Source organism: Blastochloris sulfoviridis (genome assembly GCF_008630065.1).
Classification (GTDB): domain Bacteria; phylum Pseudomonadota; class Alphaproteobacteria; order Rhizobiales; family Xanthobacteraceae; genus Blastochloris; species Blastochloris sulfoviridis.
The window spans coordinates 88,396-103,046 of record NZ_VWPL01000005.1; the positions used below are offsets into that span (position 1 = coordinate 88,396).

Sequence of the window (14,651 nt, forward strand, 5' to 3'; positions counted from 1 at the left end):
GGTCGCCGCGTTCTTCCCTCTCCCCTTTCGGGAGAGGGTGGCGAACCGAGCGTCAGCGAGGTTGAGCCGGGTGAGGGGTACGTGCGAACGCGCGCTTGAAGATTCACCCCTGACCCGCCTCACGATCTGAAGATCGATCGGCACCCTCTCCCGCAAGGGGAGAGGGAAGAAAAGAGCCGAGCCGATCCCCTGGGAACAGCATCAGGATTCGCGTCGGTGAGCTTCAATCCACGCAGCACCAAACGCAACGGGGCGGCCGAAGCCGCCCCGCGCATCCCAGTCGAATTGTCGGTCCTACTGATCGCGTGCGATCAGTAGTCCATGCCGCCCATGCCGCCGCCCGGCATGGCCGGCGCGGCCTGCTTCTTCGGCAACTCGGCGACCATCGCCTCGGTGGTGATGAGGAGGCTGGCGACGGACGCCGCGTTCTGCAGCGCGGTGCGAACCACCTTGGTCGGGTCGATGATGCCCTTGGCGACCAGGTTGACATACTGGCCGGACTGGGCATCGAAGCCGAACGCATAGGTGTTGTCGTCGAGGATCTTGCCGACGATCACCGAGCCGTCCTCGCCGGCATTGAGCGCGATCTGGCGGGCCGGATAGGACAGCGCCTTGCGCACGATCTCGATGCCGGTCTTCTGGTCGGGATTGGCGACCTGGATGGCGTCGAGCACCTTGGTGGCGCGCAGCAGGGCAACACCGCCGCCCGGCAGGATGCCTTCCTCGACCGCGGCGCGGGTGGCGTGGAGCGCGTCGTCAACGCGGTCCTTGCGCTCCTTCACCTCGATCTCGGTGGCGCCGCCGACGCGCAGCACCGCCACGCCGCCGGCGAGCTTGGCGAGACGCTCCTGCAGCTTCTCACGGTCGTAGTCCGAGGTGGTCTCCTCGATCTGGGCCTTGATCTGGGCGACGCGGGCGTCGATGTCGGCCTTCTGGCCGGCGCCGTCGACGATGGTGGTGTTCTCCTTCTCGATCACCACCTTCTTGGCGCGGCCGAGATGGGCGAGCGTGACGTTCTCAAGCTTCAGGCCGAGATCCTCGCTGATGGCGGTGCCGCCGGTGAGGATGGCGATGTCCTGCAGCATGGCCTTGCGGCGATCGCCGAAGCCCGGCGCCTTGACGGCCGCCACTTTGAGGCCGCCGCGCAGCTTGTTGACGACCAGCGTGGCCAGCGCCTCGCCCTCGACGTCTTCCGCCACGATCAGCAGCGGACGGGAGGTCTGCACCACCGCTTCGAGCAGCGGCAGCAACTCCTGCAGGCCGGACAGCTTCTTCTCGTAGATCAGGATGTAGGCGTCGTCGAACTCGACGCGCATCTTCTCGGCATTGGTGACGAAGTAGGGCGATACGTAGCCGCGGTCGAACTGCATGCCCTCGACGACGTCGAGTTCGGAGGCGAGGCTCTTGGCCTCCTCGACGGTGATCACACCCTCATTGCCGACCCGCTTCATGGCATCGGCCAGGAAGCCGCCGATCTCGGAATCGCCATTGGACGAAATGGTGCCGACCTGGGCGATCTCCTCGTTGGAGGTGACCTTCTTGGAGTTCTTCTTGAGGTCGGCGACCACCGCCTCGACGGCAAGATCGATGCCGCGCTTCAGATCCATCGGGTTCATGCCGGCGGCGACCGACTTGACGCCTTCCTTCACGATGGCCTGGGCCAGAACGGTGGCGGTGGTGGTGCCGTCACCGGCGAGGTCGGAGGACTTCGAGGCCACCTCGCGCACCATCTGCGCGCCCATGTTCTCGAACTTGTCCTCAAGCTCGATTTCCTTGGCGACGGTGACGCCGTCCTTGGTGATGCGCGGCGCGCCGTAGGACTTTTCGAGCACGACATTGCGGCCCTTGGGGCCGAGCGTCACCTTCACCGCATTGGCGAGGGTGTCGACACCGCGCAGCATCTTGTCGCGGGCGTCGGTGGAGAACTTGACGTCTTTCGCAGCCATGGATCAGTCCTTGGGTTGTCGCGCCGCAAAACGCGTGCGGGCGGAGTGGTCCGCCGTCATTCCAATCGGGTCCGAGGTGGAGGCCGAGCGCAGCCCGGCCGGCTCGTCAGCGCCGTCTCAGGCGAAGTTTCTCGGGCAGCCTTCGCTCTTCAGGCAGCTTTGATGTTTCAAGCGGCCTTCAGCTTCAGGCGGCCTTCAGCTTCAGGCGGCCTTCTTGGACGCCTCGGCGCCCTCGATCACGCCCATGATGTCGGACTCTTTCATGATCAGCACTTCGGTGCCGTCGACCTTGACCTCGGTACCCGACCACTTGCCGAACAGCACACGGTCGCCGACCTTGACATCGAGCGCGACCAGCTTGCCGGCTTCATCGCGGGCGCCGGGGCCAACCGCCAGAACTTCGCCCTGCTGGGGCTTTTCCTTGGCCGTATCGGGAATGATGATCCCCCCGGCGGTCTTCTGCTCAGCGTCGATGCGCTTGACCACGACGCGATCATGGAGCGGCCGGAACTTCATGTCATTCCTCCTGAAACATTGAGATTTCTGAATAAATCACGCAGGGACCGGCACCCCCTCCCCAGGCGGGCCACCGTCCGAGCGCCAGATAGGCGCCGCCAGACGGCCCCGCAAGAGGGGACCGGCAAAAAATTGGCACTCACCGCGGGGGAGTGCCAACATGTCGCTGGCCAGCGCCGCCTCGCGCGATGGCAGGTGCAACCGGCGTCTTCCATCCGGCTGCCATCGTGTAAGCTGCAACCGAAGCGTCCGGTGGGGCCGGCCGGCCCAGTCCGGCTGAAGGCAATGGCGTCAGGTCCGAATGGGCCGAAGACAATGGGGAGACGAGCATGTTGAAGGGCAAAGTGGCGGTGGTGACCGGCTCGACCAGCGGCATCGGGCTGGGGATCGCGCAGGCGCTCGCCGCCAAGGGCGCCGACGTGATGCTGAACGGCTTCGGCGAGCCCGCCGAGATCGAGAGGCTGCGGACGGACATCGCCGAGACCCATAAGGTGCGCGCCGCCTACAATGGCGCCGACCTCTCCAAGCCCGCCGAGACCAAGGGGCTGATCGAGGCGGCGATCGCCCAGTTCGGCCGCCTCGACATTCTGATCAACAATGCCGGCATCCAGTTCGTCTCGCCGGTCGAGGACTTCCCGGAGGAGAAGTGGGAGCAGGTGCTCGCCATCAACCTGTCGGCGGCGTTCTACGCCATCAAGTACGCGCTGCCGGGCATGAAGGCGCGCAATTGGGGGCGCATCGTCAACATCGCCTCGGCGCACGGCCTCGTCGCCTCGGTCAATAAGTCCGCCTACGTCGCCGCCAAGCACGGCATCCTCGGCCTGACCAAGGTGGTGGCGCTGGAGACGGCGGAAACCGGCATCACCGCCAACGCCATCTGCCCCGGCTGGGTGCTCACCCCACTGGTGCAGAAGCAGATCGACGCCATCGCCGCCCGCAAGGGCATCAGCAACGAGGAGGCGAGCCGCGAGCTCTTGAGCGAGAAGCAGCCCTCCAAGCAGTTCGTCACCCCCGAGCAGCTCGGCGAGCTCGTGCTGTTCCTGTGCTCGGACGCCGCCTCCAACCTGCGCGGCACCTCCCTCAGCATGGACGGCGGCTGGACGGCGCAGTGAACCCGGCCTGCGACGCGACATCGGGCGGGCAGTCGGCACTGGCTGCCCGCCGTGTTTTCAGGCGATTCCGCATCCCGCCTGGTTTTTAAGCAGAACGCCTTGCGGCCGCGGCACAGCCCGGCCCCCTGCGGGTTCCTCAGGCCTTCGGCACCCGCGTACAAGACCGGCCCCGCCCCGGCTGACCCTCCGGGTGCGGCGTTTTCGCCTGCGGCCCGCCGGCCGGTCACGGAAGCGTCATCGTTAACGGATTGGCACCCCCCGCGGCTGGACCATCGCTTGCATGGTGATCGGTGCGGCCGTCCGCGCGGTCTTGTGGACGCACCGTCGACATCGTGGAGGTCGATATGCTGGTTCGCTGCCTGTCCGTGCTGACCCTGTCGAGTGCCGGGCTGCTCGCGCTGTTTGCCGCCGCTGGGGAAGGCCCGGCCATCGCCGTCAAGGAACGCCAGGTCGTCGCGCTCGGCCTCACCGGCGAGCTGCCGGTCGGCCGCCAATCGGCGCACCGGCTGGCCGCCGTCGCGCCGCCGGCCACGGTGTCCCACTGAATCCGTCACCGCGAAGGATGACGGTTTTGCGACAGAAGCTGCGTCAGGGAGGCGACATCGCCCGTCCGCTCCGGCCCGGGCCGGACACACGAGATTTTGTCAGCAATTCGCCATCGATGCTGCCAACGCCTTGATTGGACGCTGGAAAACGAATTGTGACTTGTCCCTGGCCGCTGGTGTTCCGACAATCCTCCGCCGACGCCTTGAAGGAGCACGACGACATGATGAGCCATGGTGTGGTGAGCGACGATTTCCGCAAGCAGGTCGCCGGTTACGGTCTGACCACGGCCCAGATCTTTTATCGTCTGCCCGACTATCCCCGTTTCCTGCAGTCCTATGTCTGGCAGGAGTACGACCTCTACCCCGAGTTTCCGACACTGACGCGGTTTCTGGAGTTCTGGCAGCGCCAACTCGAAGGACCGCTGCATTCGGTGACGGTCGCCCATTGCCGGCTGATCGGGCCGGCCGAGTTCAAGATGGTCGACGGCCTGTTCCGGCTGCACTGAGAGATCGCGGGAAACGCGCATAAGAGGTAGCCGGATCGGATCGGATAGCGTGATGTCGCGAAGGGCTGCGGCCGACCCTTGATTTCGCCCGCAGCCTAAGACACCTAATGGCGGGCACAGGGAAGTTGAGTATGTCCGCCGCCGGTCGTCGCACGTCCGATCTCTTGTCCGAACTGGCGGTCGGGGATCCCGACGGCCAAGTCACGTTCGGCGAGATTTTCCACCGCCTGGAGCACAAGGCGTTCGGCGCGCTGTTCCTGGTGCTCGCCATCCCGAACTGCTTCCCGATGGTGCCGGGCATCTCGGTGATTACCGGCTGCGCCATTCTGCTGCTGGCGATGCAGCTCGCCTTCGGCCGCGAGGAGCCCTGGCTGCCCGCCGCCATCCGCACCCGGGGATTTGCCCGCGGCAGCTTCGCCAAGGTGCTGGACAAGGCGCTGCCCTGGATCGTGCGGGTGGAGCGGCTGGCCTCGCCGCGCCTGCAGATTCTCACCTCCGGCACCGGCCGGCAGGTGTTCGGCGCGGTCATCGCCGTGCTGGCGGTGGCAATGATGCTACCGGTGCCCATCATCGGCAACATTCCGCCGGGGATCGCCATCGCGGTCCTGTCGCTGGGCCTCCTGGAGCACGATGGCCGGGTGGTCGCGGTCGGCTACGCCTTGGGCACGGTGGCCGTCATCGCGGTGGCCAGCATGCTCGCCGGCTTGGTGATGGGCTTCGAGGCGATCGCCTTCTGACGCGCCGATCCCCCGCGCGCGATCATTTCGGCATGCCGTAGGGCGGCCGCGGAATGGCGTTGTGGGCGGCGCGCAGGGCGGCCGACCAGCGCTCGCGCAGATCGTGGAAATAGGGCTCGCCGGGCTCGATCCGGTGGTTCAGCTCGGCGTGCAGCGAATCGCGGCGCACCACCAGCACGTCGAGCGGCATGCCGACGCCGAGGTTCGAGCGCATGGTCGAATCCATCGAGATCAGCCCGATCTTGAGCCCGTCATAAAGGTCGGTCTCGAAGGTGCAGGAGCGGTCGAGAATCGGCTTGCCGTACTTGTGCTCGCCGATCTGCAGATAGGGCGTGTCGCGGGTGCACATGATCGAGTTGCCGGCCGCATAGATCATGTACAGTTCCAGCTTGCCGTCGGCGATCTGCCCGCCGAACAGGAACGACACGTCGAACGACACCTTCGACTCCTCGAGACCCGCGGCATAGAGCGCGTGCACCATGCGGATCGCCTTGCCGATGCGCTGTGCTCCCTGGAACACGGTCGGCGCGCCGAGCAGCGTCTCGCGCTCGCCGGTGTCGAAATTCTCGATGCCTTCCGCCAGCAGGCTGACCACCGCCTGCGAGATCGACAGGTTGCCGGCGGAGGCGAGCCCCATAACCCGCTCGCCCGGCCGCTCGAACACGTGCAGCTTGCGGAAGGTCGACACATTGTCGAGGCCGGCATTGGTGCGGGTGTCGGCAATCATCACCAGGCCGTCGCGCACCAGAAGTCCGCAGCAATAGGTCATCGGTCGTCATCCCCAGGTTCGGGGCACTCATAGCAAAGCCGGATGTCAAATGGCAGGCGATCGGCGTCCGGTGCCGGCCGGGAACGAAGGTCCCCTGGTGTCCGGGAAGCCCGAGGTGATCTCCCGGAAGCCGTGTGATAGGGTCGCGGCGTGCTGAAGCTCGTGGCTGCGCTGTTCGCCGGGGTGCTGCTGGCCATCGTCGTCTCTGCGGCGCCGGTGGGTGTTGCCGGTTGCCACGCGGCCGCGCAGGCGACGTCACCGGACGCTGCGGCAAGCCTGCCCAATCTGCCCGCCCTGCCCGATCAAGCGCCGTCCGAGCACTCGCCGGCCGAGCGCACGGCGCCCGGCCTCGGGCTCGGCAGTTGCGGCCTGTGCGGCATCAAGCTGCCCGATGAACCGCCGGCCACCCTGGCCGAGAGGCTGGCGGCCCGCATCGATGCCGGCAGCGAACGCGACCCCGGCGCCCTCCCCGTGCGCCCGCCGACCCCGCCGCCGCGCGGCTGATCGTCCGACCTCCCCAACGCAATCGCCGGCGCCCACCCGCGCCGGTCCATCTCTGCCTTGGATCGGATGATCAACCGATGAACATGACTCATTACATGGAGCTGCTGGCCGTCAACCAGCCCTGGAACCTCCTCATCTTCATGGCCGTGCCGGTGATCCTGGCCGAAACGGTCGCCGTGACCGAACTCTATCTCCTCTACACCCGCCGCTATCACGGCGCGGTGCGCACGCTGAACCGCACGGCGAGCATCGTCGTCGGGCTCTATTTCATCGGCGTGTTCGCCTATCTCGTGCCCAACGTCGTGGTGCCGCTCACCAGCGATGGCGGCTGGCGCGGGCCGATCGACGTCGTCGCAGTGGTCGCCTATCTCGCCGGCGTCATCCCGCTCGCCGGCATCGCCGCGCTCGATCTCGGCCTGATCGGCCGGGGATTGAAGGACGATCACGCCCGCATGGGCCTGCATGCCGCCTTCGTCGGCCTGTTCCTGATCGTCGCCCATATCGCGATGATCGCCGGCATGACCGACCCGACGCTGGCCGGCGGCGTGATGCCCCAGCAGCCAAGCCACGGGCACGAGATGCATTGATGCGGTTTCCGGCTGATCCCTTCGGGATGCCGGAAACGGTCTCGCCGAAAATCCTTGTTCGATAATGGGATTTTCGGTGATCGGAATACGGCTCGAAGGCCTGATCGGCCGGAAACCGCATGATGCGGTTTCCGGGAGGTCGCCTCGCGATCTCCCGGCAACCCCGTCAGTCCAGCGTGCGGCGGAAGCGGGTCACCGCGATCGTCATGGCGACCAGCATCAGGCCGGCGAGCGCCGCGGCCTCCACCTTGAGGTCGGTGAACGTCGCGCCCTTGAGGATCACCGCCCGCACGATGCGCACGAAATGGGTGAGCGGCAGGCATTCGCCGATCCACTGCGCCCAGCGCGGCATGCCCGAGAACGGGAACATGAACCCGCTCATCAGGATGTTGGGCAGGAAGAACATCATCGTCATCTGCACCGCCTGAAGCTGGTTCTGGGCGATGGTCGAGAAGGTGTAGCCGATGGCGAGATTGGTGGCGATGAACAGCGTCGTCAGCAGCGCCAGAAGTCGCAGGCTGCCGATGATCGGCACGTCGAACAGCAGCACGCCGGCCGTGAGGATGAGGCAGGCCTGGAAGGCGCCGATCAGGATGTAGGGCAGGATCTTGCCCAGCATGATCTCCAGCGGCGAGATCGGCAGCGCGAGCAGGCTCTCCATGGTGCCGCGCTCGGTCTCGCGCGTCACCGACAGCGCGGTGAAGATCAGCATGGTCATCGTCAGGATCGTGCCGAGCAGCCCCGGCACGATGTTGAGCTGGGTGACGCCGGCCGGGTTGTAGCGGCGGTGCTGGCGGATCTCGAAGGCGGGCGTCGTGGCCTCCGGTATGGCGCGGCTGTGCATCAGCGCGGTGGCGACCAGCTTGTCGAGCGCGCCCAGCGCCGAGCCGGTGGCGACCGGATCGGTGGCGTCGGCGGCGATCAGCAGCGCCGGCATCTCGCCGCGCCGCAATGCGCGCTCGAAGCCCGCCGGAATCTCGACGGCAAACAGCGCCTCGCCGGTGGCCAGCACCCGGTCGAACTCCTCCTTGGAGTGCAGGATGCGCGTGACCTTGAAATAGCGCGTGGCCTGGAGTGCCGCGATGATCGAGCGCCCGACATCGCTCGATTCCTGCATCAGGACGGCGGTCGGCAGGAAGCGCGGCGTGGTGTTGATGGCGTAGCCGAACAGCACAAGCTGCAGCAGCGGGATCGACACCATGGTGGCGAGCGTGACGCGGTCGCGCCGGAGCTGCAGAAGCTCCTTCACCACCATCGCGAACACCCGGCGGAAGAAGCCAGCGCGGCGACGGGGCATGGTGTCGGCCGCGCTCATTGCCACGCCTCCACGACGTGAACATTGGATGCCTCGTCATCCCGGGCCGAGCGAAGCGAGGACCCGGGATCGTCCGCATGAACAGACGCCCCATTCTGCAAACGATCCCGGCTCGCGCGGCTTCGCCGCTTGGCCGGGATGACGAGAGACCACGCCACGCTCATTGGAAATTGTCCTTCGCCCGCGTCATCAGGTCGATGAACACGTCCTCCAGCGTCGGCGCCGCCGGCTCGAACGCCAGCGACGCATCGCTGCGGTAGGGCGCAATCGCCGCCTCCAGCGCCGCCCGGTCGCGGCCGCAGACGTGCAGGCTGGTGCCGAACGGCGCCACCATGTCGACGCCGGGCGCGGCCTCCAGCGCGCGGCCGAGCTGCGCCAGGCCGCCATTGTCGCCGCGGCCGCTGACGGTGAAGGTGACGAGGCCCGAGCCGGCGATCACCTCGTCCACCGTGCCGTGCGCCAGCAGGTCGCCATAGGCGATGTAGGCGATCTCGTGGCAGCGCTCGGCCTCGTCCATGTAGTGGGTCGAGACCAGCACGGTGAGCCCTTCGGCCGCCAGCGTGTGGATCTGCGCCCAGAACTCGCGTCGCGCCTTGGGGTCGACGCCGGCCGTCGGCTCGTCGAGCAGCAGAAGCTGCGGCTCGGGCAGCGTGCAGGCGCCGAGCGCGAGCCGCTGCTTCCAGCCGCCCGACAGCGAGCCCGCAAGCTGCTCGCCGCGGCCCTCAAGCCCCAGCCGCCCGATCATCCGCTCGGCCGCGCCGCGCGCATTGGGGATGCCGTAGAGCCGGGCGATGAACTCCAGGTTCTCCCGCACCGAGAGATCCTGATAGAGGCTGAAGCGCTGCGTCATGTAGCCGACGTGCAGCTTGATCTTGTCGGCCTCGGTGCGGATGTCGTAGCCGAGGCAGGTGCCGCGGCCGGAATCCGGGGTCAAGAGCCCGCACAGCATGCGGATGGTGGTGGTCTTGCCCGAGCCGTTGGGGCCGAGGAATCCATAGATGGTGCCGCGCTTCACCGTCATCGACAGGTTCCGCACCACCTGCCGGCCGTCGAACGACTTGGTCAGGCCCTCGACCTCGATGGCGATGGCCGGCGCGGTCATCGCCGCGTCTCCCGCCCCGCCATCGCCGCGGTCCTCACCTGCACCGGCTGGCCGACCCGCAGCTTGTCCGGCTGGTCCGGCATCGCCTCGATCATGAACACCAGCTTGGCGCGCTCCTCCAGGCTGTAGATCACCGGCGGGGTGAATTCGACGCTGCGCGAGATGAACGTGACCTTGGCGGAAAACCCCGCCGCGCAGCCGTCGCAGGCGACCTGCACCTTGTCGCCCAGCGCGATGCGCGCAACCTCGGTCTGCGGCAGGAAGAAGCGGACCTTGATGTTGCCGGGCGGCAGGATCGCCACCACCGGCCGGCCGGCGGCCACCAGTTCGCCGACGCGAAAATAGAGCTGCTCCACCGTGCCGTCGACCGGGCTCGCCACCTTGCGGCGGGCGAGGCGCGTCTGCGCCGCATCGAGCCGCGCGGCGGTGTCGCGCAATTGCGCTTGGGCGTCGTCGAAATTCTTCTGCGAGCCGGTCTTGGTCTTCAGGAGTTCATTGGCGCGCTCGAAGGTGCGCTTGGCATTGGCCACCGCCGCCTCGGCAATGCCGAGGTCGGCCTTCTGCAGGTCGGCGTCGAGGGTGAAGAGATCGGCGCCGCGCGCCACCGTGTCACCCTCCTTCACCGTCAGCGTCTCGATGCGCCCCGCCTCGTCCGGCCCGACATAGACGATGTCGGCCTCGACCCAGCCCTGAAAGGTGGTGGCCGGCTTGTCGCACGACGCCAGCGCCAGCGCCGCCAGCGCGGCGAGAATGGATGCGATCGGACGCCTCATGGCTCCCTCCCCGGCGCGAACAGCATGTCGAGATGGGCGCGCATCATCGCGGCGACATCGAGCGGCGCGAAGCGGTTGAACAGCCCGGTCCAGATCAGCCCCATCATGATCGGCGCCATGACAAGCTGCGGAAACCGCACCAGCGCCTCGTGCCGGATCTCGCCGCGCTCCACCCCGATCTGGATCAGCCGCTGCAGCGCCGTCAGCGCCCGCTGCACCACCTCGCGATAATGGAATTCGGCAAGCGCCGGAAAGCGCCGCCCCTCGGCGAGCACCAGCCGGATGACATCGGCACGCCGCGTCATCAGCACCTCGCGCACGAAGTGCTCGGCGAATGCCTCGACGCGGGCGCGCAACGGCCCCTCGGTTGGCATCGCCTCGATGGCGGCGATGTGCGGCACCAGATTGGTGCGCACCAGCTCCTCGAACAGCGCCTGCTTGTCCTTGAAGTAGAGATAGATGGTGCCCTTGGCGACGCCGGCCCGGCGGGCCACGTCGTCGAGCCGGGCCGAAGCGAAGCCGCGCGCGGCGAATTCGTCGAGCGCGGCATCGAGAATGGCGGCGCGGCGCGCTGCGCCCTTCTCCGTGCGCTCGCCACCCTCCGGCGCCCTGGGGCGCCGGGTGCGGCTTGTTCCGGCTGGTTTCTGCGTGGTCATGCCGAAATTATGACTGACCGGTCAGTCATAATTCATTGGGAATAGTCCGGATCGAATCAGTTGGCAGGCGCCCTGGACCCGCGGTGACTCGCAACCCCAGGCCCGTTAAGGTTGAGTTAACCTTGGGGGGCGGCGATGTCCGGGTTGTCGGCAACGCGAGCGGCGGCGCTGTGCTGCATGGTTGCGGTGGTGGAAGCCGTCGCGGCCGAGGACGCCGCGCCGTCGCCCTCCCCTCTCCCGTCCTGGCTGATCTTCTCGGGCGCCGAGGCGACCGGCCGCGTCGCCAATGGCTGGATCGGCGCCGACTACGCCCCCGGCGGGATCGACCGCTCCGGCCTGCGCCTGCGGGGGACCGCCTCGGCCGGCGGCTACCGGACCAGTCATCCCGATGACAGCGCAACCGACATCACCGTCCGCAAGCAGACCGCCACGCTCGCCGCCGGCTATGGCTGGATCACGCCGAGCCGGCGCACCGCGTTGTTCGTCGGCGGCGAGGTCGATGCCCGCGAGCCGGACCACCCCGCCGTTCCGTCATCGGACCGCGGCACGCACTGGGGCGTGGCGATCGCCGGCGAGCTGTGGGCTGCCCCGTCGCCGCTGGTTCAGGTGATGGCGTCGGCGAGCTACGGCAGCGCGCGCGCGTCCTGGGCGCTGCGCGCCGCCGTCTGCGGCCGGATTGCCGGCGTCTGCCTCGGGCCGGAGACGGCCGCTGTCGGCGATGCCGCGGGCTCCGAGTTCCGCTTCGGCCTCGGCTTGACCGGCCTCTCGGTCGGCCCGTTCGAGACGCGGCTCGCGGCCGGCGTCGCCGATGACGCCGAGGGCGACGCCGACACCAGCGCCTATGGCCTCGTGTCGATGTGGCGGCGGTTCTGATCCCGGCCGCCGCCTGGAGTCCGCCCGCCGCCGATAGGAGGTGGCCTATCTTGCCGCGAACGTGTAATCGCCCGACAGTCCGCGGCCGAAGCGGCGGCGGGCCGGCGCGTCTGAATGTGCCCGGCTCTCTTCCCCAGCCGTCGCCGGCCGAGATCGAGTCCCCCTGTCTCGATCGCCTGCGGACCGCCTCCCGCCGCGGCACCGCCCGCGGGCTGGGACCGTGGTTGGCTGGCCGTGCCGCCGATCGGGCAAGACGGTTTCCGGCTGATCAAGCCGGAGAACCGTCGTCCGATCGCCGAAAATCCCGTTATCGAGACTCTCTTGAGGACCTGGGGTTTTCGGCGAAACCGCTTCCGGTATCCCGAAGGGATCAACCGGAAACCGTATAAGACGGACGTTGCGTCATTCTGGCAGGAACAGGTGCGCTCAAATGAGCCAGACTCATGAAGCCAAGGTCTTGAAGCTCCAGGCCCAGCTTGCGGACATCTTCAAGGAGAACCGAACCGTCCGCTTCAAGAGAAGCTCCACCAACAGCACGCGCCAGCGCGTGGCCGGCGGCAACGCCGCCGAGGTCGACCTGACCGACCTCAACGAGATCGTCGGCCTCGACAGCGCGGCGCGCTACATCGACATCGAGCCCGGCGTGCCGATGGACGCGCTGATCGCCGCCACGCTGCAGGCGAACCTCATGCCGCTCGTCGTGCCCGAGTTTCCCGGCATCACCGCCGGCGGCGCGGTGCAGGGCGGCGCGCTGGAAAGCTCGTCCTTCAAATACGGCCAGCTCAACGACACTGTGCTCGAATACGAGATGCTGCTCGGCGACGGCACGCGGATCGTCGCCACCCCGGACAATGAGTACGCCGACCTGTTCCACGGCATCGCCACCTCGCACGGCTCGCTGTCGCTGGTGACGCGCATCCGCCTCAAGCTGGAGCCGGCCGCCAGATATGTTGCGCTCGATATCCAGCCCTATGGGTCGGCCGCCGCCTGCACCGAGGCGATTCGCACCCACACCCAAGACGACAGTATCGACTTCATTGAGGGGCTGCTGTTCAGCGAGACCCTAGGCGCGGTGATCACCGGCCGGCTGACCGACAAGGCCGACCATCCGATCCGCCGGTTCGGCCGCAACATCGACCCCTGGTATCACCGCTACATGCACCAGACGGCGGCCGAGGGTGGCAAGTCGATCGCCGTGCCGCTGGTCGACTACCTCTTCCGCTACGACAAGGGCGCGTTCTGGATGGGCGAGCACCTGTTCCCGCTGTTCGGCGTCAACAGCAACCCGGTGACCCGCTTCTTCCTCGCGCCGATCTCGCGCACGCGGAAGCTCTATGACGGCCTGCACGCCATGAACGTGCAGCACGAATATGTCGTCCAGGACTTCTACATGGACTGGAACGACGCGGCACGCATCGTCAGCTACAATGCCAGCGGACCGAAGATCTATCCGGTGTGGATGTGCCCGATCAAATCGGTCACCACCCCGCAGAAGCTGTCGTCCCATTACCGGGACGGCGAGGAGATGCTGCTGAACGTCGGTATCTACGGTCAGCCCGCCACCGGTAACGCGGTGAACGACACGATCAACCTGGAGAAGATGATCCTCAATCTTCCGAGCCGCAAGATGCTCTACGCTCAGACCTTCTACAGCCAGGAGGATTTCTGGACGAAGTACGACCAGGACTGGTATTCCGCCCTGCGCACGAAGTACAAGGCTGCGCCGTTCCGCGAACTGTGGTCGAAGATCCACACGCCCAATTCCGCCTTCCAGTCGCGCAGGGTCCGCGGCTTCATCCAGGTCGCGGTCGAGGCGCTGTGGGGCAAGAACGTGGTGTGGGGCCGCAAATAGCGCCGTCTCCCCCCGTCTCGCGATCGTCGCTCCGCACGCTTAACCACAAGCGCTTTCGCCGGGCCGCGATCAAGGGAAAACGACAATCCGAGCCGGCCAGGCCGGAATCCGAATCACAGCCCGTGATAGGCGCGGTTGGCGTAGAGCAGCGCCGGCCGCGCCGGACCGAGGTGCACCGCCTCCACCTGTCCGATCAGGACCTGGTGGGTGGCAACGGGCCGCAGATCGACCACCCGGCAGTCGAACGCCACCAGCGCCCCACCGAGCACCGGCGCGCCGGTGGCGCGTTCCTCCCACGCGCCGTGCAGGAAGCGCTCCTCGCCGCCGATGCCGCCGCGACCGGCGAACACGTCGGCCAGCGCCTGATCCTCGGCTGCGAGCGTGTTGATGCAGAACACGCCGTTCTCCGCCAGCACGGCGGCGCTGCGGCCGTTGCGGTTGAGGCAGACCAGCACGGTCGGCGGCTCGTCCGACACCGAGGAGACGGCGGTGGCGGTGAAGCCGGCCCGCCCGGCGAGGCCGCCGGTGGTGATGATGTGGACCGCCGCGCCGACACGGCTCATGCCGTCCCGAAAGGTCTGCGCGGGAACCAGGATCGGAAATTCTGAGATATCGAGCATCTGTGTCACGGGTGCCTCCATGCCCTGGAAATAGGCATTCGCGCAAGAGCCTGCGACGGGACGGTGCCGCAGTTCTGATCGGGCTGCCCCCTCCGGCCACCTCAAGCGGCGTTCGAGCCGGCATCGGCGCGGCGCGCGCCTGCGCCCGTGCCGTCACGTTTCGGTGCCTGGGGGCGAAGACCGGTTTCGTCACGTTGCGACGAGCCGAAGGCCACGTTATGACGGTAATGTGGTCTAT

At 67.4% G+C, this 14,651-nt stretch carries 16 protein-coding genes; 8 read left to right on the forward strand and 8 right to left on the reverse strand.

The features are described from left to right. Positions 1 to 311: 311 nt before the first annotated feature. Positions 312 to 1,946, reverse strand: a complete 1,635-nt coding sequence (groL, locus tag F1193_RS04225; protein WP_150096426.1) for a chaperonin GroEL — start codon at positions 1,944 to 1,946, stop codon at positions 312 to 314. 201 nt (positions 1,947 to 2,147) lie between these two features. Further along, positions 2,148 to 2,462 (reverse strand): co-chaperone GroES, encoded by a 315-nt coding sequence (gene groES, locus F1193_RS04230; RefSeq protein ID WP_150096427.1) that lies wholly within the window; start codon positions 2,460 to 2,462, stop codon positions 2,148 to 2,150. Between the two features lie 329 nt (positions 2,463 to 2,791). Here groES and F1193_RS04235 point away from each other — a divergent pair, with 329 nt between their 5' ends. The 4 genes from F1193_RS04235 (at position 2,792) to F1193_RS04250 (ending at position 5,362) form a co-directional block, all read left to right on the forward strand. After that, a complete protein-coding gene (locus F1193_RS04235) occupies positions 2,792 to 3,574 on the forward strand; it encodes a 3-hydroxybutyrate dehydrogenase (RefSeq protein WP_150096428.1) in 783 nt (260 codons plus the stop codon). 344 nt (positions 3,575 to 3,918) lie between these two features. Continuing rightward, positions 3,919 to 4,119 carry a hypothetical protein gene (locus F1193_RS04240; protein WP_150096429.1) on the forward strand — a complete coding sequence of 67 codons (201 nt, stop codon included), beginning with the start codon at positions 3,919 to 3,921 and terminating at the stop codon, positions 4,117 to 4,119. A gap of 221 nt (positions 4,120 to 4,340) precedes the next feature. Continuing rightward, positions 4,341 to 4,625 carry an usg protein gene (locus F1193_RS04245; protein WP_150096517.1) on the forward strand — a complete coding sequence of 95 codons (285 nt, stop codon included), beginning with the start codon at positions 4,341 to 4,343 and terminating at the stop codon, positions 4,623 to 4,625. 131 nt (positions 4,626 to 4,756) lie between these two features. Continuing rightward, positions 4,757 to 5,362: an exopolysaccharide biosynthesis protein gene (locus tag F1193_RS04250; RefSeq protein WP_170263349.1), complete on the forward strand. Its 606-nt coding sequence runs from the start codon at positions 4,757 to 4,759 to the stop codon at positions 5,360 to 5,362. 22 nt (positions 5,363 to 5,384) lie between these two features. Here F1193_RS04250 and F1193_RS04255 read toward each other — a convergent pair whose 3' ends face one another. Beyond that, positions 5,385 to 6,131 (reverse strand): proteasome-type protease, encoded by a 747-nt coding sequence (locus F1193_RS04255; RefSeq protein WP_150096431.1) that lies wholly within the window; start codon positions 6,129 to 6,131, stop codon positions 5,385 to 5,387. Positions 6,132 to 6,281: 150 nt separating this feature from the next. On the opposite strand from F1193_RS04255, the gene F1193_RS04260 reads away from it, so the two are divergent. Beyond that, positions 6,282 to 6,635 carry a hypothetical protein gene (locus F1193_RS04260; RefSeq protein WP_150096432.1) on the forward strand — a complete coding sequence of 118 codons (354 nt, stop codon included), beginning with the start codon at positions 6,282 to 6,284 and terminating at the stop codon, positions 6,633 to 6,635. A gap of 77 nt (positions 6,636 to 6,712) precedes the next feature. Further along, a complete protein-coding gene (locus F1193_RS04265; protein WP_150096433.1) occupies positions 6,713 to 7,222 on the forward strand; it encodes a DUF6803 family protein in 510 nt (169 codons plus the stop codon). Positions 7,223 to 7,388: 166 nt separating this feature from the next. Here F1193_RS04265 and F1193_RS04270 read toward each other — a convergent pair whose 3' ends face one another. The 4 genes from F1193_RS04270 to F1193_RS04285 form a co-directional block, all read right to left on the reverse strand. After that, complete coding sequence (locus F1193_RS04270; RefSeq protein ID WP_150096434.1) at positions 7,389 to 8,537, reverse strand: ABC transporter permease; 1,149 nt, start codon at positions 8,535 to 8,537, stop codon at positions 7,389 to 7,391. A 160-nt stretch (positions 8,538 to 8,697) separates the two neighbouring features. Next, positions 8,698 to 9,639, reverse strand: a complete 942-nt coding sequence (locus F1193_RS04275; RefSeq protein ID WP_150096435.1) for an ABC transporter ATP-binding protein — start codon at positions 9,637 to 9,639, stop codon at positions 8,698 to 8,700. Beyond that, positions 9,636 to 10,412 carry an HlyD family secretion protein gene (locus tag F1193_RS04280; RefSeq protein WP_150096436.1) on the reverse strand — a complete coding sequence of 259 codons (777 nt, stop codon included), beginning with the start codon at positions 10,410 to 10,412 and terminating at the stop codon, positions 9,636 to 9,638. The genes F1193_RS04275 and F1193_RS04280 overlap by 4 nt, the downstream gene beginning before the upstream one ends. Beyond that, positions 10,409 to 11,068: a TetR/AcrR family transcriptional regulator gene (locus F1193_RS04285; RefSeq protein ID WP_150096437.1), complete on the reverse strand. Its 660-nt coding sequence runs from the start codon at positions 11,066 to 11,068 to the stop codon at positions 10,409 to 10,411. The genes F1193_RS04280 and F1193_RS04285 overlap by 4 nt, the downstream gene beginning before the upstream one ends. Before the next feature lie 144 nt (positions 11,069 to 11,212). Between F1193_RS04285 and bcsS the strand changes: the two genes are divergently transcribed. Both bcsS and F1193_RS04295 read left to right on the forward strand, forming a co-directional pair. Further along, positions 11,213 to 11,941 carry a cellulose biosynthesis protein BcsS gene (gene bcsS, locus F1193_RS04290; protein ID WP_170263351.1) on the forward strand — a complete coding sequence of 243 codons (729 nt, stop codon included), beginning with the start codon at positions 11,213 to 11,215 and terminating at the stop codon, positions 11,939 to 11,941. A 430-nt stretch (positions 11,942 to 12,371) separates the two neighbouring features. Further along, positions 12,372 to 13,793, forward strand: a complete 1,422-nt coding sequence (locus tag F1193_RS04295) for an FAD-binding oxidoreductase (protein ID WP_150096439.1) — start codon at positions 12,372 to 12,374, stop codon at positions 13,791 to 13,793. 113 nt (positions 13,794 to 13,906) lie between these two features. Here the strand turns inward: F1193_RS04295 and F1193_RS04300 are convergent, their stop codons facing one another. Further along, entirely contained in the window at positions 13,907 to 14,413 is a 507-nt protein-coding gene (locus F1193_RS04300) for a flavin reductase (RefSeq protein ID WP_150096440.1), read from the reverse strand. Positions 14,414 to 14,651 lie beyond the last annotated feature (238 nt).

Bases quoted from the DNA above. Each gene is read 5' to 3' on its own strand.
- groL (WP_150096426.1), bottom strand. From the start codon at position 1,946: ATGGCTGCGAAAGACGTCAAGTTCTCCACCGACGCCCGCGACAAGATG.
- F1193_RS04250 (WP_170263349.1), top strand. From the start codon at position 4,757: ATGTCCGCCGCCGGTCGTCGCACGTCCGATCTCTTGTCCGAACTGGCG.
- F1193_RS04265 (WP_150096433.1), top strand. From the start codon at position 6,713: ATGAACATGACTCATTACATGGAGCTGCTGGCCGTCAACCAGCCCTGG.
- F1193_RS04245 (WP_150096517.1), top strand. From the start codon at position 4,341: ATGATGAGCCATGGTGTGGTGAGCGACGATTTCCGCAAGCAGGTCGCC.
- F1193_RS04270 (WP_150096434.1), bottom strand. From the start codon at position 8,537: ATGAGCGCGGCCGACACCATGCCCCGTCGCCGCGCTGGCTTCTTCCGC.
- F1193_RS04275 (WP_150096435.1), bottom strand. From the start codon at position 9,639: ATGACCGCGCCGGCCATCGCCATCGAGGTCGAGGGCCTGACCAAGTCG.
- F1193_RS04300 (WP_150096440.1), bottom strand. From the start codon at position 14,413: ATGCTCGATATCTCAGAATTTCCGATCCTGGTTCCCGCGCAGACCTTT.
- F1193_RS04280 (WP_150096436.1), bottom strand. From the start codon at position 10,412: ATGAGGCGTCCGATCGCATCCATTCTCGCCGCGCTGGCGGCGCTGGCG.
- groES (WP_150096427.1), bottom strand. From the start codon at position 2,462: ATGAAGTTCCGGCCGCTCCATGATCGCGTCGTGGTCAAGCGCATCGAC.
- F1193_RS04240 (WP_150096429.1), top strand. From the start codon at position 3,919: ATGCTGGTTCGCTGCCTGTCCGTGCTGACCCTGTCGAGTGCCGGGCTG.
- F1193_RS04235 (WP_150096428.1), top strand. From the start codon at position 2,792: ATGTTGAAGGGCAAAGTGGCGGTGGTGACCGGCTCGACCAGCGGCATC.
- F1193_RS04285 (WP_150096437.1), bottom strand. From the start codon at position 11,068: ATGACCACGCAGAAACCAGCCGGAACAAGCCGCACCCGGCGCCCCAGG.
- F1193_RS04255 (WP_150096431.1), bottom strand. From the start codon at position 6,131: ATGACCTATTGCTGCGGACTTCTGGTGCGCGACGGCCTGGTGATGATT.
- F1193_RS04295 (WP_150096439.1), top strand. From the start codon at position 12,372: ATGAGCCAGACTCATGAAGCCAAGGTCTTGAAGCTCCAGGCCCAGCTT.